We start from the raw sequence: 22,654 nt of genomic DNA, 5'->3' as shown, positions 1-22,654 counted from the left end.
ATGAAATTTAACTCAGCTTTTATGGCCCTGTCCGTTTCTGCCTTTTTATTCTCTGGAATGGCAAGTGCAATTACGGGTACCGACAGCGTTAAGATGACATTTGAAACGACGGTTACATCAGGTACATGTACAGCAAAACTGGTTAACGGCGCTGGCACGGAAACGACGGAAATTGGCTTTGGCGACGTATTCAAATCCGATTTGCAAAACAAAACTCGCGTTGAACCGCTCAAAATTACCTTCAGCAACTGTTCAGGTGTATCCAAAGCCACCGTATCTGCTGCAAAAGGAAGTGGCGGAGCATGTACTGGAAGTCCTACTGCAAATGGTGATTCCTATTCTGGTGGTTTGGCAACGGGCTTCGAAATCTGGTCAGGCGTTGTTGATACTGGCCTGCTGATGAGCTGTAACACGCCGCCATCGGCACAGGACGTAACAATCTCGGCTGAAGGTACGGGAGAGTTCCCGATGAGTTCACGTATCGTGATTGCAAAAGACAAAACTATTAACGATGTTGACGCTGGCGCGGTTACAGCACCGGTAACCTTTACCATCGCTTATCCATAATTCAGGGATAATCATGCAACTATCAGCATTTAAATTACACCAGCACGGTCTGATGTTGCTTATCGGTCTGGCTGGTAACGTTCTGCCTGGCATCAGCCAGGCAGAGTCTGGGCTTGACGTAAACCTGACAGCCAACATAGTTAACAGCACCTGTAAATTAAGCATTGAAAATAGTGGTGAAATCTATCTTCCGAACGTAATGCGTAGCTGGTTTTACAATACGGACGGCAGCGATCGCTTCACCGCCACCGATGATGCAGGCGGAACCCCCTTTAAGATCCACGTTGATGATTGCTACGGAGATAGCACCAGCACGGCTAAAAAGCTGAATTTTAGCTTCTCCCCACAATCAGGTTTCTGGCCGGGACAAAACCAGGTGTTCAAAAGCGAGGATACCGCTGCTGGCTCAGCGAAAAATGTCGGCATTGTGGTTTTCTCAGAGAAAAACAAAACCAACGTCTTAAACAGTGATGGGACGTCAAAAGTCATTTATGACGTGAGTGGTCAGGGTGCCGCCTTTTTAACGGATTATCAGTTCTATGCCAGGTACCAAAATATTGGCGTAGTCGCTGGCGGTATTGTCACCAGTAAAGTGCTGGTTGATGTCACTTACGAATAATAAACAGAACAGGAAAAGGATGAAATGTTCAAATATTTAACACATCGAATGACGGTGAGCAGATCGGCGGGTTTAGCACTCACGAGCCTGTTATTATCACTGAGCCAAACATGCTGGGCGGACGAATGTCACTTTGGCTGGTATGGCGAGGGGGGGACCACAACGCTGGTCAATGGCCAATGGACAAAAGGCCCGGTGCGACTTCCTCCGGCGGGCAGTACATATAACGCTGTCGGTAATGGTGGAACGAGAGTGCCAATATCACCGGGTATTCAGGTTAAGTGTGATGCGGGAACGGATGGCGACAGCTTTTATACGCAGACAGCGCCAGGCCTCATGGTCGGTAATGAACATGGACACGCGGTCTTTGAAACAAACATCCCGGGTATCGGCTATTCGGTATACGTTCATACTGATGAAGTTAACGGAGGCTATGGGGGATATTTTGGAACGAATACCACCGGCTGGCAAGACCAAACCGGCGGCTTTCCCGTGTCGAACTGGGCAGATAAATGGATGACAGCAACGATCTATCTCTTTGCTGGCCCAAGCTATAAAGGTAACCCAAATAAAGAAACGGTGATAAAACCTAAAGCCGGGACACTGGGTAAGATGGGAGTTGGCGATCCCAACGCCAGCGATCATAAGCCCTGGACATTTATGGTGGATGAAAACTCATTCCAGATCCCTATCGTTCTACCGACCTGTGACACTGCGATGATAACAGGTGGCTCCAACACGGTTAATCTGGGCGATTATTTTGCTTCCGACATTAAGAATAACAAGGTTAAAGATGTTCCTTTTGCCATTGAATTAAGCGACTGCACCAGCGCGGCAAAATTCACCACGAAGCTCACGACCACGAAAGCGACAGGCACAAACAATGATCTTCTGGGAAATACGCTTTCGTCGGAAGCTGAGGGGGCCGGTGTAAAAATACTGTATAACAACGGAACGTCTCAACTCATTCCAAATAACTCAAACTCATCCTATGTCATCACTGATGACAACGTTCCAGACTGGAAGCAAATTGATTTTATTGCCCAGCTGGTTGCAAATGGCAGCACAGTGAAGCCCGGCGCGTTTAAAGCCACCGGAACCTTCACCCTTTCTTACGATTAGGTCTTACCCCTGCGGCTGATTGCTAATCAGCCGCGACATGGTCTCCAGCGAATCCGTTCTTAAAATATACAAGCGCTTCAGCAAGAACGGATTATCTCCCGGCTTCACCTTCCCTTTCACCGTCGTCACCGCAAGATGGAAACCGGCGTCATTCGCCGCCTTGATCGCTTTATTGTCGTAGCCGCCAAACGGATAAGAGACATACAGCACGCGCGGGTTGAACTGCGCCAGCGCGCGTCGCGAGCGTTCAAAATCAAACAGGATCACGTGATAGCTGCGGCTCAGTAAGATCGGGTGTTTGTATCCGTCAACGCGATGCAGGAAATGGGTGTGAGACTGAATATCAAACACATCCTGAATGTCCTTTATCTCCTGCACGCTCATAAACTGCAGCGATTTCGGGTCCCACTTCTGGGGATGCCCTTTTATTCGGGAGGAGATAATAAACGCCGTGGCGTTAAAGCCGTACTCTTTCAGAATGGGATACGCATAGCGGCTGACGGATTTCAGGCCATCATCAAAGGTGATCACCACCGCCTTCGCGGGCAGGTTCATCTTGTTACGCACATACCCTTCCAGCTGGTACATCGATAGCGTGGTGTAACCCTGGTCGCGAAGCCACGCCATCTGGTTGTTGAACGCGCGGACGCTGGTGGTCGTGGAAGTATGGCGAAAACGCGTGTTCTCTTCATCACGCAGGATATGGTGATAGGTCAGAACCGGAAGGCCGTTATCTTCCTGAGCATCCAGGCTGCTGACCCACGCCAGGCGGTTGCCGATGCGGATCTGAAACCAGGTCTGGTTCAGACGGTCTTTTAGCTTGTTCAGAATCGGATAGCGCAGGTTGGCGCTGAGGGTGCCAAAGGGCGCGCTTCCGCTGCTGGGAGCATTATAAACGGCCGTGTCTTTCCAGGTGATGAGGTTCTGGTTACTGAGCGGCTTGTTCAGGTCACCCAGGCTGTCCTCAACGCGCTGCTTGCCCTGCACTTTCTCAAGATGGTCTTTATCAATAAAGCCGGTACCGAACCCGAAGCGAAATTCGTAGTAATCCGCTGCAGCCGGAAAAACGGCAAGGATCTGCCCGGCGCGGACATTGCCCACGTTTACCACAGTATCACCCACCTGCGCCCAGATGGCCGCATCTTCAGTGGTTTGCATATATTGAGCAGGCAGACCTTGCTGGCCCGTCAGGCTGGCAGACGCCCCGCCGGAAACCAGCAGCAAAAGGATAAAGATAAAGCGCATGAGCATGGGATATAAATCGATACGGAAAATCAGTCGCCATTGTAACAAATGCGACATCAATACCAACGTTTAATGCTTATACAGATCGTGAAGCAGGACGAAAGGCGGGTTTTTCTGCTGCTGATGCCACAGGCTACTTACGCCCGGAACCTGCATATTAACAAGGGTATTGCGAAATTCAGCGCTGGTTAAGGTTTCACGTTGTGGGTACATCGCTTCCAGCAGCGCATAGTTGATGCCGGAAATGACTTCGCAGTTTTCGTGCTTATGGCTTAACAACGCGGCGGAACGATAAGGCGCCGCGCCGGATTTATCGGTCAGAAAGATAACGCCATCGCCCGTGTCGGTTTCATGCAGCGCATCGCACATCATCCGGCTGAGCATATTGGTGCTTAAACCGCGCCAATAATTCACCGCTCGGCACTGTGCCAGCGGACCAAATTTAGCTTCAAGCTTATCCAGCATATCCTGCGCGTGTTCATCGTGGCAGGTGATAACCCATCCCAGCATGCGTCTCTCCTTAGCAGGCGAGTAGTTTAGCGTAGGGAAGGTTTGCTTACGGTGATAACTGTCAAAGAAAAGTGCCCGGCAAACAGAATGTCGCCGGGCCGAAGGTTAGCTACGCAGCCCACGCCCGCGCTGGATCAGATACCAGCACAGCAGGTAGAAGGCGATGATAAACACCACCAGCACCGCCACCGTAGTGAACAGCGGCACATCGGTAATACCGAGGAAGCCAAAGCGGAAGCCGCTGATCATGTAGACAATCGGGTTCAGATGGGACAGCGCTTGCCAGAAAGGCGGCAGCAGCGACAGGGAGTAGAACACCCCGCCCAGATAGGTCAGCGGCGTCAGCACGAAGGTCGGGATCAGGCTGATGTCGTCAAACGTTTTGGCGAATACCGCGTTCAGCAATCCGGCCAGCGAGAACAGGATCGCGGTCAGCAGCAACGTCAGCGCGACAAACAACCACGAATGGACCTGGAACGGCACGAAGAACAGCGAAATCGCCGTCACCAGAATGCCTACGCACAAACCGCGCGCCACGCCGCCGCCCACGTAACCGGCAATAATGACGTGCGTTGGCACCGGCGCCACCAGCAGCTCTTCAATATTGCGCTGGAACTTGGCGCTAAAGAATGACGACGCCACGTTGGCATAGGCGTTGGTGATCACCGCCATCATGATCAGCCCCGGCACGATAAACTGCATATAGGTAAAGCCGTGCATCTCACCAATCCGGGAACCAATCAGGTTACCGAAGATGATGAAGTAGAGCGTCATGGTGATGACCGGCGGCACCAGGGTTTGCACCCAGATGCGCATAAAGCGGTTGATCTCTTTCGCCCAGATGCTCTTCAGCGCGACCCAGTAAAGATGCGTCATGCCTTGTCTCCTTGTTTTTCATGCACCAGAGAGACAAACAGCTCTTCCAGTCGGTTCGCTTTGTTACGCATACTCAATACCTGAATGCCCTGCGCGCTCAACTGTGAGAAGACGCTGTTGATGCCCTGCTCGCGCAGCACTTCCACTTCCAGCGTTGAAGTATCCACCAGACGATAGTTGTACCCTTCAAGTTTTGGCAGCGCGCTTTTTGCCGCCAGATCGAGAATAAAGGTTTCGGATTTCAGCTTAGAAAGCAGATCCTTCATCGACGTGTTTTCCACCAGCTCACCGTGCTGAATGATGCCGATATTGCGGCACAGCATTTCCGCTTCTTCAAGATAGTGTGTGGTCAGAATAATGGTGGTGCCTTTATCGTTGAGATCTTTCAGGAAGCCCCACATGGAACGGCGCAGTTCAATATCCACGCCCGCAGTCGGTTCATCGAGGATAAGCAGCTTTGGCTCGTGCATCAGCGCGCGGGCAATCATCAGGCGGCGCTTCATGCCACCGGACAACATGCGCGCACGTTCGTTACGTTTTTCCCATAAATCGAGCTGTTTAAGGTACTTTTCGCTACGCGCAATCGCTTCTTTATACTCAACGCCGTAGTAACCCGCCTGCTGGACGACAATCTGCTGCACCGTCTCGAACGGGTTGAAGTTGAACTCCTGCGGTACCAGCCCCAGCTGGCGCTTGGCGTTGACCACATCTTTTTGCAGATCGTAGCCAAAGACGCTCACGCGACCAGAGGTTTTGTTCACCAGCGAACTGATAATGCCGATAGTGGTGGATTTCCCCGCCCCGTTCGGTCCCAGAAGCGCATAGAAATCCCCCGCCTCTACTTTGAGATCTATCCCGCGTAGCGCCTGAACGCCGCCCGGATAGGTTTTTTTAAGCTGCTCAAGCTCCAGTGCAATTGCCATGAATTAAACTTACCTTCAGTTCTTACACACCTTGTGTGGTTTCATTAAAAGTCGGGTTACCCTATAGTAGCGCAACGCAATTACCAGGTTACAGGCCGTTAACGTCCATGAATAACATAGATACACTCATCAGCAACAATGCACTATGGTCAAAGATGCTGGTTGAAGAAGACCCCGGATTTTTCGGGAAGCTGGCGCAAGCGCAAAACCCACGCTTTCTATGGATTGGATGTTCCGACAGCCGCGTCCCGGCAGAACGCCTGACCGGTCTCGAACCTGGCGAACTTTTTGTTCACCGTAACGTAGCCAACCTTGTTATTCATACCGATCTCAATTGCCTTTCTGTCGTTCAGTATGCCGTTGACGTACTGGAAGTCGAGCACATCATCATTTGCGGCCACTACGGCTGCGGCGGCGTACAGGCGGCGGTTGAAAATACAGAGCTGGGATTAATCGATAACTGGCTGCTGCACATCCGCGATATCTGGTTCAAACATAGCTCACTGTTGGGTGAGATGCCGCAGGAACGTCGACTGGATACCCTTTGCGAGCTGAACGTGATGGAGCAGGTGTATAACCTGGGCCACTCAACGATTATGCAGTCCGCGTGGAAACGTGGGCAGAAGGTTTCCATCCACGGTTGGGCATACGGCATTCACGATGGCCTGCTGCGCAATCTGGAAGTGACCGCCACCAACCGCGAAACGCTGGAGCAGCGTTACCGTTCGGGGATTGCCAACCTCAAGCTTAAGCATGTGAACCATAAATAAGTGCACGTTAAAAAGCCGGGTGGCGGCTGCGCCTTACCCGGCCTACATGTGCCCATTTGTAGGCCCGGATCGCTGCGCGCCACCGGGCAACAAACCGCAACTACTCGTCAAGAATCACGACTTTTCCAACATACGGCAGATGGCGATAGCGCTGCGCGTAGTCAATGCCGTAGCCCACCACGAACTCGTCCGGAATCGAGAAGCCAACAAACTCCACCGGCACCTGCACTTCACGACGATCTGGCTTATCCAGCAGCGTACAAATCGCCAGCGATTTAGGCTGACGCAGGCTCAGGATCTCGCGCACTTTTGACAGCGTGTTGCCGGAGTCAATAATGTCTTCAACGATCAACACATCTTTGCCACGAATATCTTCATCCAGATCTTTCAGGATTTTCACATCACGGGTTGTGGACATGCCGCTGCCGTAGCTGGAGGCGGTCATAAAATCGACCTCATGGGACACCTGCACTTCACGGCACAGGTCTGCCATGAACATGAAAGAGCCACGTAAAAGACCGACCAGCACCATTTCGCTGCCGCTGTCCTTGTAATGTTCGGTGATTTGACGACCCAGTTCGGCGATACGCGCTTTGATCTCGGCTTCCGGGATCATCACTTCAACAGTATGTTTCATATTACTAACCATATGATTTTAATGAAAATCTCTCAATGCAGGCGAATGTATTTCCGGCATCGATACGCAAGCCAGCCATTATACCAGCAAATGGATAACCCTGGCGTATGAGTTATAAAAAGCAAATATTGTGATTCCGATCACACTTGTTAATACCTATAATTAGTTGCTAGCAAATTATTAACAAAAACTGACGAGTACACTTTCTATGGCTGAAACAAACTCTAAACAGCCGCGTCTACTGGTGACATTAACAGCCGCGTTCGCAGCCTTCTGCGCGCTGTATCTGTTAATCGGTGGCGTCTGGCTGGTCGCTTTAGGCGGCTCCTGGTACTACCCGATTGCGGGTCTGGTTATGGTTGCCGTAACCGTCCTGCTGTTGCGTAGAAAACAATCCGCACTGTGGCTGTATGCCGCACTCCTCCTTGCCACCATGATCTGGGGCGTCTGGGAGGTCGGGTTCGACTTCTGGGCACTGACGCCGCGCAGCGACATCCTGGTCTTCTTCGGTATCTGGCTGATCCTGCCGTTCGTCTGGCGCCGCCTGATTGTGCCTTCCAGCGGCGCGGTGGCCGGTCTGGTCGTTGCCCTGCTGATTACCGGCGGCATTCTGACCTGGGCCGGGTTCAACGACCCACAGGAGATCAACGGTACGCTGAACACGGAATCCACGCCTGCTGCGGCCATCTCTCAGGTGGCTGACGGCGACTGGCCTGCGTATGGTCGTAACCAGGAAGGTCAACGCTACTCTCCGCTGAAGCAGATCAACGCGGACAACGTGAAGAACCTGAAGGAAGCCTGGGTATTCCGTACCGGCGACCTGAAGATGCCGAACGATCCGGGTGAGCTGACCAACGAAGTCACCCCGATCAAAGTGGGCAACATGCTCTACCTGTGTACGGCGCACCAGCGTCTGTTCGCGCTCGACGCGGCCACCGGTAAAGAGAAATGGCACTTCGATCCGCAGCTGAACTCCAACCCGTCCTTCCAGCACATCACCTGTCGCGGCGTCTCTTACCACGAAGCGCGTGCCGATAATGCCAGCCCGGAAGTCATTGCCGACTGTCCTCGCCGCATTATGCTGCCGGTGAACGATGGCCGTCTGTTCGCCATCAACGCCGAAACGGGCAAGCTGTGCGAAACCTTTGCCAACAAAGGTATCCTGAACCTGCAGACCAACATGCCGGACACCACGCCGGGTCTGTATGAGCCAACCTCACCGCCAATCATCACCGATAAAACTATCGTGATTGCCGGTTCGGTAACGGATAACTTCTCCACGCGTGAAACCTCCGGCGTTATCCGTGGTTTCGACGTGAACACCGGTAAACTGCTGTGGGCCTTCGACCCGGGCGCGAAAGATCCAAACGCGATCCCGTCAGACGAGCACACCTTTACCTTTAACTCGCCAAACTCCTGGGCACCGGCGGCGTATGACGCGAAGCTGGACTTGGTCTACCTGCCGATGGGCGTAACCACCCCGGATATCTGGGGCGGTAACCGCACGCCGGAGCAGGAGCGTTATGCGAGCGCTATCGTAGCGCTGAACGCGACCACCGGTAAGCTGGCGTGGAGCTATCAGACCGTTCACCACGATCTGTGGGATATGGATATGCCGTCTCAGCCGACGCTGGCGGACATTACCGTTGATGGCAAAACCGTGCCGGTGATTTACGCTCCGGCCAAGACGGGCAACATCTTCGTCCTGGATCGCAGCAACGGGAAGCTGGTTGTGCCTGCACCGGAAAAACCGGTTCCTCAAGGCGCGGCTAAAGGCGACTACGTCAGCAAAACCCAGCCGTTCTCTGACCTGAGCTTCCGTCCGAAGAAAGACCTCAGCGGTGCAGACATGTGGGGTGCCACCATGTTTGACCAGCTGGTGTGCCGCGTGATGTTCCATCAGCTGCGCTATGAAGGCATCTTCACGCCGCCTTCTGAGCAGGGCACGCTTGTCTTCCCGGGTAACCTGGGGATGTTCGAGTGGGGCGGTATCTCTGTTGACCCGAACCGTCAGGTGGCAATTGCCAACCCAATGGCGTTGCCGTTCGTTTCCCGTCTGATCCCACGCGGTCCGGGCAACCCAATGGAGCAGCCGAAAGACGCGAAAGGCAGCGGCACCGAAGCCGGTATTCAGCCGCAGTACGGCGTACCGTTTGGCGTGACGCTGAACCCGTTCCTGTCTCCGTTTGGTCTGCCGTGTAAACAGCCTGCCTGGGGTTACATCTCCGGTCTGGATCTGAAAACTAACCAGATCGTATGGAAAAAACGTATTGGTACGCCACAGGACAGCATGCCGTTCCCGATGCCGGTTCCGGTGCCGTTCAATATGGGTATGCCGATGCTGGGTGGCCCAATCTCCACCGCCGGTAACGTGCTGTTCATCGCGGCAACCGCAGATAACTACCTGCGCGCGTACAACATGACCAACGGTGAAAAACTGTGGCAGGGTCGTCTGCCGGCAGGTGGACAGGCCACGCCGATGACCTATGAAGTGAACGGCAAGCAGTACGTTGTCATCTCTGCGGGTGGTCACGGTTCGTTTGGCACGAAGATGGGCGACTATATTGTCGCGTATGCGTTGCCTGACGAAAACAAGTAACTGAAAAGCCCGGTGGCGCTACGCTTACCGGGCCTACGGGTGCCCTATGTAGGCCGGGTAAGGCGAAGCCGCCACCCGGCTTTTTTTATACGGTAAAGCCGAGCATCATCCCCGTATCCTCATGCTCCAACAGATGGCAGTGCGCCATATAGGCAAACTCCTTCGGCGCATCGTGGTCAAACTTCACCAGCACCTCGCTGATGCCACCTTCCACTCTCACCGTATCTTTCCAGCCCGCGCGGTGCGCATCCGGCGCTTTGCCGTTCTCAGAAAGAATGCGGAACTGAGTGCCGTGGATGTGGAACGGGTGCAGCATCATGTCCCCTTCGCCTGAAATCACCCAGCGCTCGAACTGACCCTTTGTCGCAGCAAACATCGGCGTGTTCATGTCGAACGCTTTGCCGTTGATCATATTGGCGTTGTGGAAATCAAAGCCATGGTCGCCGTTACTCATGTTCCCCATGCCGCCCATTTTGCCGTGGTCCATATTCATATGGCCCATCATCTGCCCGTGGTGCATCCCCGCCATCGCCTGATCGCCATATTTCGCCATCAGCGCCTGCATGCCCATCATGTCGAGCATCGGGTTCATGGAGAGCTGCAGCTTGCGCTGCGTAAGCCCGTCAAGCGACGGGAGCGGTGGCAGGGTGGTTAACGTATCCGGCAACGTGCCGGAAGCGGTCACCAGCAAAGGCTGAATACGCAGCACCGGATGCGGCTTATCAAATGGCGCAACCGCCATCCCCATCTGGCTGACCGGCAGGGTCACCAGATCAAACGCCTTGCCGTCGCTGATGTCTACCAGCACCTCGAAGCGCTCGCCCATCAGCATCGGCAGCTCGTTCACTTTTACCGGCTCCGGCAGCAGTCCACCGTCGCTTGCCACCACGTACAGCGGGCGCTTATCGCTGGCGGCGAAGTTCAGCGAACGGGCGTTACAGCCGTTAAGCAGACGTAAACGCAGCCAGCCTTTCGGCGCGGCGTGCTGAGGGTAGATCGCGCCGTTGGTCAGCAGCGTGTCGCCAAACCAACCCACCGCCGCACTCATCACGTCCAGCTGGTAGTCAATTTGCCCGTCAGCGTTGAATTTCTTGTCCTGTACAATCACCGGAACGTCGTCGATGCCCCACTGTTTCGGCAGGCGCAGCAGGCGGCTTTCGTCGTCTTCAATCAGCACCAGCCCCGCCAGCCCCATCGCCACCTGATGGCCCGTTTTGCCGTGCTGGTGTGGGTGGAACCAGCAGGTCGCCGCACGTTGCTCAGAGGTAAAGGTCACGCTGCGCTTGCCACCAGCCTTGATAACGCCCTGCGGTCCACCGTCCACTTCGCCCGGCACTTCCAGCCCGTGCCAGTGCAGCGTGGTCTCTTCCGACAGCGTGTTATGGATATCGACGGTAACGGTTTTTCCTTTGCGCAGCTGGAGCGCCGGGCCAAGGAGGTTGCCGTTATAGCCCCAGGTTGTGGCGGTATTTGTACCAAAGGTCGTTTTGCCCGATTGCACCACAAGCTGGAGACGACTGCGGGCATCCGCAGTCAGTAATTCAGGAATGGGTAAGGCGGGTCTGTCAGCCGCGAAAACAGCGCGACTCCAGAGAGGTAATGCGCTGGCAGCCCCCAGCGCAGCGGAATATTTTAAAAAATCACGACGTTGCATGTTCATTTCCTTATTTCCAGCCGGCGATCTTTTGAGCATAAACCCTCCCCTTACCGGAAGGTCAAGTAAAGCGGCAATAATAAAGGTCGTCGGCCTGGCATCAAGTATGCTAACGTTAATTTTCCGTGATGCAGTGGTAGAAGCAATGAAGACGTTTTTCAGAACAATTTTGTTCAGTGGCCTGATGGCGATGTGTGCGAACAGTTACGCGCTGAGTGAAAACGAAGCAGAAGATATGGCCGATCTAACGGCGGTGTTTGTGTTTCTGAAAAACGATTGTGGTTACCAGAATTTACCCAACGGGCAGATTCGTCGCGCACTGGTCTTTTTTGCCCAGCAGAACCAATGGGATCTCAGCAACTACGACAGCTTCGACATGAAGGCGCTCGGTGAAGACAGCTACCGCGATTTGAGCGGTATCGGTATTCCCACTGCTAAAAAATGCAAAGCGCTGGCTCGTGATTCACTCAGCCTGCTCGCCTACGTGAAGTAACCTTCCCGACGCCCCTTGTTGACTCGCTAACCGCTTCACGGCGGTGATGTGTTGCGCCCCTTCTGCTGATTGTCAGGATGTAAACGATGGAGAGGACAGCCCATGACCGAGAAAACGGTATGGCAAGAAACGCTGCACGATCAGTTTGGTCAGTACTTTGCCGTTGATAACGTGCTTTATCACGAGAAGACCGATCATCAGGATCTGATCATCTTCGAGAACGCTGCTTTTGGCCGCGTCATGGCGCTGGACGGCGTGGTGCAAACCACCGAGCGCGATGAGTTTATTTATCATGAGATGATGACCCACGTTCCGCTGCTGGCGCACGGCCACGCAAAGCACGTCCTGATTATTGGCGGCGGCGACGGTGCAATGCTGCGTGAAGTTTCCCGCCATCAGTCCGTCGAAACCATCACGATGGTGGAAATCGACGCGGGTGTGGTTTCGTTCTGCCGTCAGTACCTGCCCAACCATAATGCCGGTAGCTACGACGATCCGCGCTTTAATCTGGTTATCGACGACGGCGTCAATTTTGTTAACCAGACCGCGCAAACGTTTGATGTGATTATCTCTGACTGCACCGATCCGATCGGGCCTGGCGCGTCGCTGTTTACCTCCTCATTCTACGAAGGCTGTAAGCGCTGCCTGAATCCCGGCGGGATCTTCGTCGCGCAAAACGGCGTCTGCTTCCTGCAGCAGGATGAAGCCCTCGACAGCCACCGCAAGCTGAGCACCTACTTTAGCGACGTCAGCTTCTACCAGGCCGCGATCCCGACCTATTACGGTGGGATCATGACCTTCGCGTGGGCGACCGACAACGAGGTGCTGCGTCATCTCTCTACCGAAATCATTCAGGCGCGCTTCCACCAGGCGGGTCTTAAATGTCGTTATTACAACCCGGCCGTCCATACCGCGGCGTTTGCCTTGCCACAATATCTGCAAGACGCACTGTCCTCAAAGGGGGTGAGCTAATTGAAAAAGCTGAAACTGCATGGCTTTAACAACCTGACGAAAAGCCTGAGTTTTTGTATTTACGATATCTGCTATGCCAAAACAGCGGAAGAACGCGATGGTTACATCGCCTATATCGATGAACTCTACAACGCCAACCGCCTGACGGAGATCCTGTCAGAAACCTGCTCGATCATTGGCGCCAATATCCTGAACATCGCGCGTCAGGATTATGAACCTCAGGGCGCGAGCGTGACGATTCTGGTGAGCGAAGAGCCGGTCGATCCGAAGCTTATCGACAAAACCGAGCATCCGGGCCCGCTGCCGGAAGTGGTCGTCGCGCACCTCGATAAGAGTCACATCTGCGTACACACCTACCCGGAAAGCCACCCGGAAGGCGGGCTATGCACCTTCCGCGCGGACATCGAAGTGTCGACCTGCGGCGTGATCTCCCCGCTGAACGCGCTGAACTATTTAATTCACCAGCTGGAATCGGACATCGTCACCATTGATTATCGCGTGCGTGGTTTTACCCGCGATATCAACGGCATGAAGCACTTCATCGACCACGAAATCAACTCTATTCAGAACTTTATGTCTGAAGACATGAAATCGCTGTACGACATGATGGACGTGAATGTGTACCAGGAAAACATCTTCCATACCAAGATGTTACTTAAGGAGTTCGACCTTAAGCACTATATGTTCCACACGAAGCCGGAAGATTTGAGCGAAGAAGAGCGTAAGGCAATTACTGACCTGCTCTGGAAAGAGATGCGCGAGATCTACTACGGCCGCAATATTCCGGCCGTGTAAGAGCAAGCCGGAGCAGGGATGCTCCGGCCTGTTATTTCTGTTTCATAAAGTCGCGATAGGCATTTACCACCTGAAGGAAATCCTCTACGCCGCACATCGACAGGCTCTCTTCGTCGTAGTAGCTCATCCCCTCTTCCATCTCGTCACCTGAAAATTCGAGCTGGTTGGCGCGCACCATGACCTCTTCACCGTCCATCCACAGGGTATATTCATGCCCGGCACGCTGCCAGGAGCGTTCACTGCCTTTCACCGTATTTGCCGCCTGTTCAACCTCATCAAGAAGTGCGAGATTTTCTTTCACCTCTTCGTTAAACCAGTGTCCAACGGCTTCGTGGCCCATCGACATACGCACTTTCACCACTCCGGTGATGTCGCGCAGAAATTCGTAATCCATAGTGTTTTCCTCTGCAAAGCCATTAGGGTAATTATCGCAGCAGAGAGGAAGAAAAAAAGCGTGGGAGGCGGGAGGAATGAAAATAAAAAAGCCCCTAACCCTCTCCCCAAAGGGGAGAGGGAACTGGACTCCCCTCGCCCCTTCGGGGAGAGGGGCTGGGGGTGAGGGGTTGGTTTTTATACCGCGGTCTGGAAGATAACCCCGTCAGCCTTCTCGGTGTACTGAGAGAGCTGGTCGAAGTTCAGATAGCGATAGGTGTCTACCGCGGTCTTATCCACCTGAGCCACAAAGGTCTGGTACTCTTCCGGCGTTGGCAGTTTGCCAATCAGCGCCGCAACCGCCGCCAGCTCCGCAGAGGCCAGGAAGACGTTCGCACCGGTACCTAAACGGTTCGGGAAGTTACGGGTAGAGGTAGAAACCACCGTCGCACCGTCAGCCACGCGCGCCTGGTTACCCATACAGAGGGAACAGCCAGGGATTTCAATACGCGCACCGCTCTTACCAAACACGCTGTAGTAGCCCTCTTCGGTCAGCTGCGCCGCGTCCATACGAGTTGGCGGTGCCACCCACAGACGGGTTGGCAGCTGGCCTTTGTGGGTATCCAGCAGCTTACCGGCAGCGCGGAAGTGACCGATGTTGGTCATGCAGGAACCGATGAACACTTCGTCGATCTTCTCGCCCTGCACTTCAGACAGTGGACGCGCGTCGTCCGGATCGTTCGGCGCACACAGGATCGGCTCTTTGATATCCGCCAGATCGATGTCGATCACCGCCGCGTACTCTGCGTCAGCATCGGCTTCCAGCAGCTGCGGATCCGCCAGCCATTTCTCCATGCCCTGAATACGACGCTCCAGCGTACGACGGTCGCCGTAGCCTTCCGCAATCATCCACTTCAGCAGCACGATGTTGGAGGTCAGGTACTCTTCGATTGGCGCCTGATTCAGCTTGATGGTACAGCCAGCAGCAGAACGCTCGGCGGAGGCATCCGTCAGCTCGAACGCCTGCTCCACTTTCAGATCCGGCAGACCTTCAATTTCCAGGATGCGGCCAGAGAAGATGTTTTTCTTCCCTTTCTTCTCAACGGTCAGCAGGCCCTGTTTAATCGCATACAGCGGGATCGCGTGAACCAGGTCGCGCAGGGTGATACCCGGCTGCATTTTACCTTTGAAGCGCACCAGCACCGATTCCGGCATATCCAGCGGCATCACGCCGGTCGCAGCAGCAAACGCCACCAGACCAGAGCCCGCCGGGAAGGAGATACCGATTGGGAAACGGGTGTGAGAGTCGCCGCCAGTACCCACGGTATCCGGCAGCAGCATGCGGTTCAGCCAGGAGTGGATGACGCCGTCACCCGGACGCAGAGACACGCCGCCACGGTTCATGATGAAGTCTGGCAGCGTGTGGTGCGTGGTCACGTCAACCGGCTTCGGATACGCCGCAGTGTGGCAGAAGGACTGCATCACCAGGTCAGACGAGAAGCCCAGGCACGCCAGGTCTTTCAGTTCGTCACGGGTCATTGGACCGGTGGTGTCCTGAGAGCCAACGGAGGTCATCTTCGGCTCGCAGTACGCGCCCGGACGCACGCCCGCTACGCCGCACGCGCGGCCAACCATTTTCTGCGCCAGAGAGTAACCGCGGTTGCTTTCCGCCACATCTTTCGCCTGACGGAACACGTCGCTGTGCGGCAGACCCAGCGCTTCACGCGCTTTGGTAGTCAGGCCACGACCGATGATCAGCGGGATACGGCCACCGGCGCGCACTTCGTCGATCAGCACGTCGGTTTTCAGCTCGAAGCTTGCCAGCAGTTCGTTGGTTTCGTGGTTGCGCACTTCGCCCTTGAACGGGTAAACGTCAATCACGTCGCCCATGTTCAGGTTGGACACATCCACTTCAATCGGCAGCGCGCCCGCATCTTCCATGGTGTTGAAGAAGATCGGCGCAATTTTGCCGCCGAGGCACAGACCACCGCCGCGCTTGTTAGGCACGTGAGGAATATCGTCGCCCATGAACCACAGCACGGAGTTGGTTGCGGATTTACGGGAAGAACCGGTACCCACAACATCGCCCACGTAAGCCAGCGGGAAACCTTTTTTCTGCAGGGCTTCGATCTGTTTGATCGGGCCGACAGCGCCCGGCTGATCCGGCTCAATGCCTTCACGGGCGTTTTTCAGCATCGCCAGGGCGTGCAGTGGGATATCCGGGCGAGACCACGCGTCCGGTGCCGGAGAGAGGTCATCAGTGTTGGTTTCACCGGTCACTTTAAAAACGGTCACGGTGATTTTTTCCGCCAGAGCAGGACGGTTCAGGAACCATTCGGCATCCGCCCAGGACTGCATCACCTGCTTCGCATAGACGTTGCCTGCTTTGGCTTTTTCTTCTACGTCGTAGAAGTTATCGAACATCAGCAGCGTGGAAGAGAGCGCTTTAGCGGCAATCGGTGCCAGCTTGTCGTTATCCAGCGCATCAATCAGCGGATGAATGTTATAACCACCCTGCATGGTGCCGAGCAGTTCAATGGCTTTTTCAGGAGTAACCAGTGGGGAGGTGGCTTCGCCTTTGGCGATAGCAGCAAGGAATCCGGCTTTTACGTAGGCAGCTTCATCTACGCCAGGCGGTACGCGGTTGATCAGCAGATCTAACAGGAATTCTTCTTCGCCCTTGGGCGGGTTCTTCAGCAGCTCGACGAGCGCGGCCATTTGGGTTGCATCTAAAGGTTTGGGTACAATTCCCTCGGCGGCACGTTCTGCTACGTGCTTACGGTATTCTTCTAGCACGACGGTTCTCCTCGCTCTCATTGTCATATGCGGCGGGCGTTCTCTTCACGCTCCTGTGAGACAGCAGTTTGTAGGGTAAATGCCCGATACCGCGTCGGGCAGCATAGCAGGATTTCTGCACAGTGTTAATCCGTTTACAAAAAAGCAACATTAAAAAATTTGCTGAATCGTTAAGCATGGTGTAGCGGGGAGGCGAGACGAATTTTGGGTACAAAAAAACCGCCTGATAGCGGTTTATTTGTTGCCTTGCGGTGGTAGCACACCGTGTTGGCAGATTTGCGGCAATGCACTCGGCATAAATAATGCTCCTGAGTATGCGGATCCGCAAGCACATATTTTGTGTTTACGAGCCTCCATCCAGTTTCGAATGAAAAAGGATGAAACTGCATTTCACCTCTTTTCAGTCCATTTCGGCTGTAATACTGTTGCCCCCGGCCTGCTTCGCTGGTGTAGCAACCAGTCACCGGGCCCGGAAGCAGTTCCGTAACCTACGCGGCAATGTACTCATTTGCCTGGTTCTGCCTTTCCCGGTGAAGAATGAACCCGCGTAGCCTGTACAGGAACGCACGCAATGGAGATGCGAATCACTGCGCTGATCGTTGTGACCGGTTTATTGCTAACCGCGCTGCACGGTGGCTGGAACATATCCGACATCACGGTGCTGTTTGTCGTCAACCTCGGCAACTAGCTGCTGGCCGCTCGCAAGAGCGGCCTTCTGAATTTCCTGCGGTTTTTCCCGCATCGCATATAATTGTGTAATAAATGCACACACTCTTTATCCGGACGCTTCGGTGGTTTCCCAAGAAAAGTCAAAACTGTCATACACGCGTGAATAATACTCGCGGCAACAAGAACGCCTCACGGCACAGCGCTTGTCTCGTTGGAGTCATTTTATGAAGTTGCCCTTTAAGCCACACCTGCTTGTCCTTCTCTGCAGTGCCGGGCTGTTTGCCGCCTCAGGCGTTATGTTTGTCAAAAGCCGGGCAACGGAGCCGGTCGTCCCTGCTCCTGTCGCGCAACAACCTTCCGCAGCCCAGCCCGCCCCTGTTGTCGCGCCAACCTACACCGCCGCGCAAATCGATCAATGGGTTGCTCCCATCGCGCTCTACCCGGATGCCCTGCTGTCGCAGATTTTAATGGCCTCTACCTACCCGTCCAACGTTATTCAGGCTGCACAGTGGTCAAAAGATAATCCCAAAATGCAGGGCGATGCCGCCATTCAGGCCGTTGCAGGTCAGCCGTGGGATCCGAGCGTAAAGTCGCTGGTGGCGTTTCCTCAGTTGATGTCGCTGATGGGTGAAAACCCGCCCTGGGTACAAAATCTGGGAGACGCCTTCCTCGCCCAGCCGAAAGACGTGATGGATTCCGTGCAACGCCTGCGCCTGCTGGCGCAACAAACCGGTGCATTGCAATCAACGCCACAGCAGACGGTCACGACCGTGACGAAACCTGCCCCTGCAAAAACCGCCACCAGCGAGTCAACAAACACCACCACCACAAACCCGACGGTGATAAAGATTGAATCCGCCGATCCACAGGTGGTTTACGTTCCGACCTATAACCCAAATACGGTTTACGGTACCTGGCCAAATGCGGCCTATCCGCCAACCTATTTACCGCCTTCCCCCGGGGAGCAATTCACCGACAGTCTGGTCAAGGGTCTCGGCTTCAGTCTGGGAGTGGCAACAACCTACGCAATCTTCAGCAACATTGACTGGGATGACGACGATGACTGGGACCACCACCATCACGATGATGACTGGGATAATCATGGCGGCTACAACCGCAACGGCGATAACAACATCAATATCAACGTTGATAACTTCAATAAAATCAGCGGGCAGCGCCTGACGGACGCCAACCGCACCTGGCAGCACAACCCTGCTTATCGTGAAGGTGTGCCGTACCCGACCAACCAGCTCAATACCCGTTTCCACTCCACGAATGCGGCAACAGGGCTCAGTGCGACGCAGCAAAAACCGGTCAATCGGGACACCCAGCGTCAGGCCGCATTGAGTCAAATGGAAAAATCGACAGGAAAAACGTTCCCTCAGACGACGCGCCCGGCAACCAGAGATGCGCAGCGCCAGGCCTCCAGCCAGCAGCTGAAGCAGATTTCACAGCGCAATAACTACCGCGGCTACGACACCAAACCGCAAATCACGAAGCGAACTGAGAACAACCGTACAGCCACACAACGGCAGGAAAAACGGGTATCGCAACCCTCACAGCAGCGCACGGCCCAGCAGAGAAATCTGCAGCAGCGTACCAGCCAGCATCGCGCTAATGCGCTGAGCGGCAACGACAGCCGCTCCGCCAACTGGCAAGCCCAGCAACGTCGGGGCGAGCAGAGCAGACAAGTCGCTGCCCGCCATCAGCAGCCCCGTCAGGCCTCAGCCGGACGCGCAGAACACCGTGAATTCCGTCACCGTTAAGGGAGCCGACATGAAAAGTAAACTACTCTGTGGAATGGCGTTATTCATGCTTTCAGCCACCGCGATGGCACAGCAATCGTTCAGCACGCCAGGCCAGGCAACCGATGCGCTGGTGAGCGCCATCAGTGAGCACGATGAAAGTGCAATGAGCAACCTGCTCGGGGAGAACTGGCGCGACTTCCTGCCGCCTGAAGGGGTCGACCCGGATGCCGTTGATCGTTTTCTGAGGGACTGGAACGTTCGCCATGATACCGCCATCGAGGGCGATGTGGCGCATCTGGTTGTGGGAGAGAGCCACTGGCAGTTGCCGATCCCGGTGATAAAAACCGCTGCCGGCTGGCAATTTGACATAAAAGCAGGCGCCGAAGCGATCCTCACGCGCGAGATTGGGCGTAACGAACTCGGTGCCATTGAGGCGCTGCATGCCTATGTCGATGCTCAGCAGAGCTATTTTGCGCTGAACCAGAAGTATGCGCAGAAAATTGTCAGCTCCAAGGGGAAAAAGGACGGTCTGTACTGGCCCGTCTCGCCAGGCGAAGCGCCAAGCCCACTTGGTCCGGCGTTCAGTCCGAAAGAGCCTGGAGCAGGCTACCACGGCTATCGTTTCCGCATTCTGCCGGATAATAACGGCTTCGCAATGATCGCCTGGCCAGTTACTTACGGTCAGACGGGCGTGATGAGCTTCGTGATTAATCAGGACGACAAGGTGTACCAGAGCGATCTCGGCAGTGATTCAGCGCAGAAAGCAAATGCCCTGAGCGCATACCACCTGGATAAGACCTGGCAACCCGTCGCCCCGTAATGCAGGCAGGCCGGGCAAGGCGACATCGCTGCCCGGCTTTTTTCTTACAGAATATTCGCGACCGATTTTGCCAGCTGCGCTTCCAGAACCGGCTTCGCTTCTTCGAATTTCAGGTTTACCTTGTTGGCGTTAGACACCACGCGGGTCTGATACTTCGCACGATCGCCCTGCTCGGTGCTGGTCTGCAGCTTCACGCCGGAAGTCCCCTGACGCAGGGCAGCGATGTTATCGGTTGTGACTTTTGCTTTGCTGCGCTCAGAGATCTGCAGGTCGGTCACCATGGTGTAGTTTACGTCTTCCACCATGGCGTCTGCCGCCATGCCGATCAGGCCCGCCGCCAGACCCACGCCCAGCGCTGCGCCGGAAGAGTTGCTGTTATAAGCGGTGATCCCGGCACCCAGTGCAGCGCCCACAGCCGCACCTTCATACCCGGTTTTCAGGTAGCCCTGCGCTTCACGCAGGTCCATTTTGTCCGCTTTCAGGACGTTTGCCTGTACCCAGTAATATGCGCCGTCAGGGGAGCTGGTCACTTTATAGCCCTTGGCAATCAGGTCGTTCGCCAGCAGGGTTTGCAGGTTGCTCATGTCTTTATCGGAGGTGTTTTTAACCTGAATGTAGACCGTTTTCTCGTTGGATGGCTCAAGCCAGACGGTTTCGCTCATCTGGGTTTTCACTTCCAGGTTGCGTTTCTTCACCGCCGTCGTTACCGCGCCGCACCCAGTCAGCGTCAGCGCTGCCGCCACTAAGCCAATTACCGCGACTTTCTTCAAAGACATGTATTTTCCTTTTTTCGTGTAATAAAAGAGTCCAGAACCCCTAAACCGCGTGGCCAGTAGCCACATAATGGTGAAAAAAGTATCGGCAGAAGAAGGAAAATTTTTAGCGGAAATATCAATAGGATGACTACTAAATCAGGTAGTTACAGGCAAAAAAAAACGCCTCCGGAGAGGCGTTTATCAAGCGTAGAGAAACTTATTTCTTCTTCGCTTTCGCGTTTGGCAGGTCGGTGATGCTGCCTTCAAACACTTCTGCCGCCAGGCCAACTGACTCGTGCAGAGTCGGGTGAGCGTGGATGGTCAGCGCGATGTCTTCAGCGTCACAGCCCATTTCGATAGCCAGACCGATTTCACCCAGCAGCTCGCCGCCGTTGGTACCGACAATCGCACCACCGATGACGCGGTGAGTCTCTTTGTCGAAGATCAGTTTGGTCATACCGTCAGCGCAGTCGGACGCGATAGCACGGCCAGAAGCAGCCCACGGGAAGGTGGCGGTTTCGTAGCTGATGCCTTTCTCTTTCGCTTCTTTCTCGGTCAGACCCACCCAGGCAACTTCTGGCTCGGTGTACGCGATAGATGGGATCACTTTCGGATCGAAGTAGTGCTTCATGCCGGCGATAACTTCAGCGGCAACGTGACCTTCGTGAACACCTTTGTGCGCCAGCATCGGCTGACCGACGATGTCGCCGATAGCAAAGATGTGCGGCACGTTGGTGCGCAGCTGCTTGTCAACGCGGATAAAGCCACGGTCGTCCACTTCCACGCCAGCTGCGCCAGCATTGAGGTTTTTACCGTTCGGCACGCGGCCGATAGCCACCAGCACGGCGTCGTAACGCTGCGCTTCTGCAGGGGCTTTTTTGCCTTCCATGGAAACGTAAATACCGTCTTCTTTCGCTTCAACGGCAGTCACTTTGGTTTCCAGCATCAGGTTGAATTTCTTGCTGATGCGTTTGGTGAAGACTTTAACGATGTCTTTGTCGGCAGCCGGGATAACCTGGTCGAACATTTCAACCACGTCGATCTCTGAACCCAGCGCATGGTACACGGTACCCATTTCCAGACCGATGATACCGCCGCCCATGACCAGGAGACGCTTAGGAACGGTTTTCAGCTCCAGGGCATCGGTGGAATCCCACACGCGCGGATCTTCATGCGGAATGAATGGCAGTTCGATTGGGCGAGAGCCTGCCGCGATGATCGCGTTGTCGAAGTTGATCACGGTTTTGCCGTTTTCGCCTTCCACTTCCAGGGTGTTCGCACCAGTAAATTTACCCAGACCGTTTACCACTTTCACCTTACGGCCTTTGGCCATACCCGCCAGACCGCCGGTCAGCTGAGTGATAACTTTCTCTTTCCAGGTACGAATTTTGTCGATATCGGTTTTCGGCTCGCCGAAGACGATACCGTGTTCAGCCAGCGCTTTGGCTTCTTCGATAACTTTCGCTACGTGCAGCAGCGCTTTAGAAGGGATACAGCCGACGTTCAGACAAACACCGCCGAGGGTGCTGTAACGTTCTACGATGACGGTTTCCAGACCTAAATCCGCTGCACGGAATGCTGCGGAGTAACCTGCCGGGCCTGCCCCAAGTACTACGACCTGAGTTTTGATTTCTGTGCTCATCATGACCTCTTAATTTATACCCGTCGTCCACCGGGTCGTTCTATCCGCCCGCAGTTTACAAAATTGTTAA

20 protein-coding genes are annotated in these 22,654 nt (G+C 54.6%); 10 read left to right on the top strand and 10 right to left on the bottom strand.

What is annotated here, in order from left to right; genetic code table 11:
- From K5E19_RS13840 to K5E19_RS13830, 3 genes are read left to right on the top strand one after another with little or no spacing between them, the layout of a single operon-like run.
- A complete protein-coding gene (locus K5E19_RS13840) occupies positions 1-567 on the top strand; it encodes a fimbrial protein (protein WP_221551721.1) in 567 nt (188 codons plus the stop codon).
- A 13-nt stretch (positions 568-580) separates the two neighbouring features.
- Positions 581-1,186 carry a fimbrial-like protein gene (locus K5E19_RS13835; protein ID WP_221551719.1) on the top strand — a complete coding sequence of 202 codons (606 nt, stop codon included), beginning with the start codon at positions 581-583 and terminating at the stop codon, positions 1,184-1,186.
- A gap of 24 nt (positions 1,187-1,210) precedes the next feature.
- The gene (locus K5E19_RS13830) at positions 1,211-2,308 is read left to right on the top strand and encodes a fimbrial protein (RefSeq protein ID WP_260411800.1); all 1,098 of its coding nucleotides are present in this window, start codon (positions 1,211-1,213) and stop codon (positions 2,306-2,308) included.
- Between the two features lie 3 nt (positions 2,309-2,311).
- Here K5E19_RS13830 and K5E19_RS13825 read toward each other — a convergent pair whose 3' ends face one another.
- The 4 genes from K5E19_RS13825 to K5E19_RS13810 all read right to left on the bottom strand — a co-directional run bounded on the left by K5E19_RS13825 (position 2,312) and on the right by K5E19_RS13810 (position 5,862).
- A complete protein-coding gene (locus K5E19_RS13825) occupies positions 2,312-3,559 on the bottom strand; it encodes a polysaccharide deacetylase family protein (protein WP_221551789.1) in 1,248 nt (415 codons plus the stop codon).
- 63 nt (positions 3,560-3,622) lie between these two features.
- Positions 3,623-4,063, bottom strand: a complete 441-nt coding sequence (locus K5E19_RS13820) for a PTS sugar transporter subunit IIA (protein ID WP_221551717.1) — start codon at positions 4,061-4,063, stop codon at positions 3,623-3,625.
- Positions 4,064-4,168: 105 nt separating this feature from the next.
- Entirely contained in the window at positions 4,169-4,939 is a 771-nt protein-coding gene (locus K5E19_RS13815) for an ABC transporter permease (protein ID WP_216358001.1), read from the bottom strand.
- Complete coding sequence (locus K5E19_RS13810) at positions 4,936-5,862, bottom strand: ABC transporter ATP-binding protein (protein WP_221551715.1); 927 nt, start codon at positions 5,860-5,862, stop codon at positions 4,936-4,938. Before K5E19_RS13810 ends, K5E19_RS13815 begins: the two co-directional genes overlap by 4 nt.
- Before the next feature lie 107 nt (positions 5,863-5,969).
- Here K5E19_RS13810 and can point away from each other — a divergent pair, with 107 nt between their 5' ends.
- Positions 5,970-6,632, top strand: a complete 663-nt coding sequence (gene can / locus K5E19_RS13805) for a carbonate dehydratase (protein WP_010426907.1) — start codon at positions 5,970-5,972, stop codon at positions 6,630-6,632.
- A gap of 100 nt (positions 6,633-6,732) precedes the next feature.
- Here the strand turns inward: can and hpt are convergent, their stop codons facing one another.
- Positions 6,733-7,269, bottom strand: a complete 537-nt coding sequence (hpt, locus tag K5E19_RS13800) for a hypoxanthine phosphoribosyltransferase (protein WP_010426909.1) — start codon at positions 7,267-7,269, stop codon at positions 6,733-6,735.
- Between the two features lie 208 nt (positions 7,270-7,477).
- Here hpt and K5E19_RS13795 point away from each other — a divergent pair, with 208 nt between their 5' ends.
- On the top strand, positions 7,478-9,868 hold the full coding sequence (locus K5E19_RS13795; RefSeq protein ID WP_221551713.1) for a glucose/quinate/shikimate family membrane-bound PQQ-dependent dehydrogenase: 2,391 nt from the start codon (positions 7,478-7,480) through the stop codon (positions 9,866-9,868).
- Positions 9,869-9,953: 85 nt separating this feature from the next.
- Here K5E19_RS13795 and cueO read toward each other — a convergent pair whose 3' ends face one another.
- A complete protein-coding gene (gene cueO, locus K5E19_RS13790) occupies positions 9,954-11,522 on the bottom strand; it encodes a multicopper oxidase CueO (protein ID WP_221551711.1) in 1,569 nt (522 codons plus the stop codon).
- Positions 11,523-11,667: 145 nt separating this feature from the next.
- On the opposite strand from cueO, the gene K5E19_RS13785 reads away from it, so the two are divergent.
- The 3 genes from K5E19_RS13785 to speD all read left to right on the top strand — a co-directional run bounded on the left by K5E19_RS13785 (position 11,668) and on the right by speD (position 13,782).
- Positions 11,668-12,015 carry a YacC family pilotin-like protein gene (locus K5E19_RS13785; RefSeq protein WP_010426912.1) on the top strand — a complete coding sequence of 116 codons (348 nt, stop codon included), beginning with the start codon at positions 11,668-11,670 and terminating at the stop codon, positions 12,013-12,015.
- 102 nt (positions 12,016-12,117) lie between these two features.
- Positions 12,118-12,987 (top strand): polyamine aminopropyltransferase, encoded by an 870-nt coding sequence (speE, locus tag K5E19_RS13780; RefSeq protein WP_221551710.1) that lies wholly within the window; start codon positions 12,118-12,120, stop codon positions 12,985-12,987.
- Positions 12,988-13,782: an adenosylmethionine decarboxylase gene (gene speD / locus K5E19_RS13775; protein WP_032649781.1), complete on the top strand. Its 795-nt coding sequence runs from the start codon at positions 12,988-12,990 to the stop codon at positions 13,780-13,782. It begins immediately after the preceding gene.
- A gap of 31 nt (positions 13,783-13,813) precedes the next feature.
- Here speD and yacL read toward each other — a convergent pair whose 3' ends face one another.
- Both yacL and acnB read right to left on the bottom strand, forming a co-directional pair.
- Positions 13,814-14,176, bottom strand: a complete 363-nt coding sequence (gene yacL, locus K5E19_RS13770; RefSeq protein ID WP_023310423.1) for a protein YacL — start codon at positions 14,174-14,176, stop codon at positions 13,814-13,816.
- A 176-nt stretch (positions 14,177-14,352) separates the two neighbouring features.
- Positions 14,353-16,950 (bottom strand): bifunctional aconitate hydratase 2/2-methylisocitrate dehydratase, encoded by a 2,598-nt coding sequence (gene acnB / locus K5E19_RS13765; RefSeq protein ID WP_221551709.1) that lies wholly within the window; start codon positions 16,948-16,950, stop codon positions 14,353-14,355.
- A gap of 893 nt (positions 16,951-17,843) precedes the next feature.
- Here acnB and K5E19_RS13760 point away from each other — a divergent pair.
- Both K5E19_RS13760 and K5E19_RS13755 read left to right on the top strand, forming a co-directional pair.
- Positions 17,844-19,385 (top strand): DUF3300 domain-containing protein, encoded by a 1,542-nt coding sequence (locus tag K5E19_RS13760; protein ID WP_221551708.1) that lies wholly within the window; start codon positions 17,844-17,846, stop codon positions 19,383-19,385.
- A gap of 10 nt (positions 19,386-19,395) precedes the next feature.
- Complete coding sequence (locus K5E19_RS13755) at positions 19,396-20,187, top strand: DUF2950 family protein (RefSeq protein ID WP_221551707.1); 792 nt, start codon at positions 19,396-19,398, stop codon at positions 20,185-20,187.
- Positions 20,188-20,231: 44 nt separating this feature from the next.
- Here K5E19_RS13755 and traT read toward each other — a convergent pair whose 3' ends face one another.
- Positions 20,232-20,963, bottom strand: coding sequence for a conjugal transfer complement resistance protein TraT (gene traT, locus K5E19_RS13750; RefSeq protein WP_089599168.1), 732 nt, complete (start codon positions 20,961-20,963; stop codon positions 20,232-20,234).
- 196 nt (positions 20,964-21,159) lie between these two features.
- Positions 21,160-22,584 carry a dihydrolipoyl dehydrogenase gene (gene lpdA, locus K5E19_RS13745; RefSeq protein WP_221551788.1) on the bottom strand — a complete coding sequence of 475 codons (1,425 nt, stop codon included), beginning with the start codon at positions 22,582-22,584 and terminating at the stop codon, positions 21,160-21,162.
- Positions 22,585-22,654 lie beyond the last annotated feature (70 nt).

This window comes from Enterobacter sp. RIT637 (genome assembly GCF_019718755.1).
Lineage (GTDB): Bacteria > Pseudomonadota > Gammaproteobacteria > Enterobacterales > Enterobacteriaceae > Enterobacter.
Note: the sequence above shows the minus strand (reverse complement) of the source record. Positions and strands in the feature narration are given on the sequence as shown.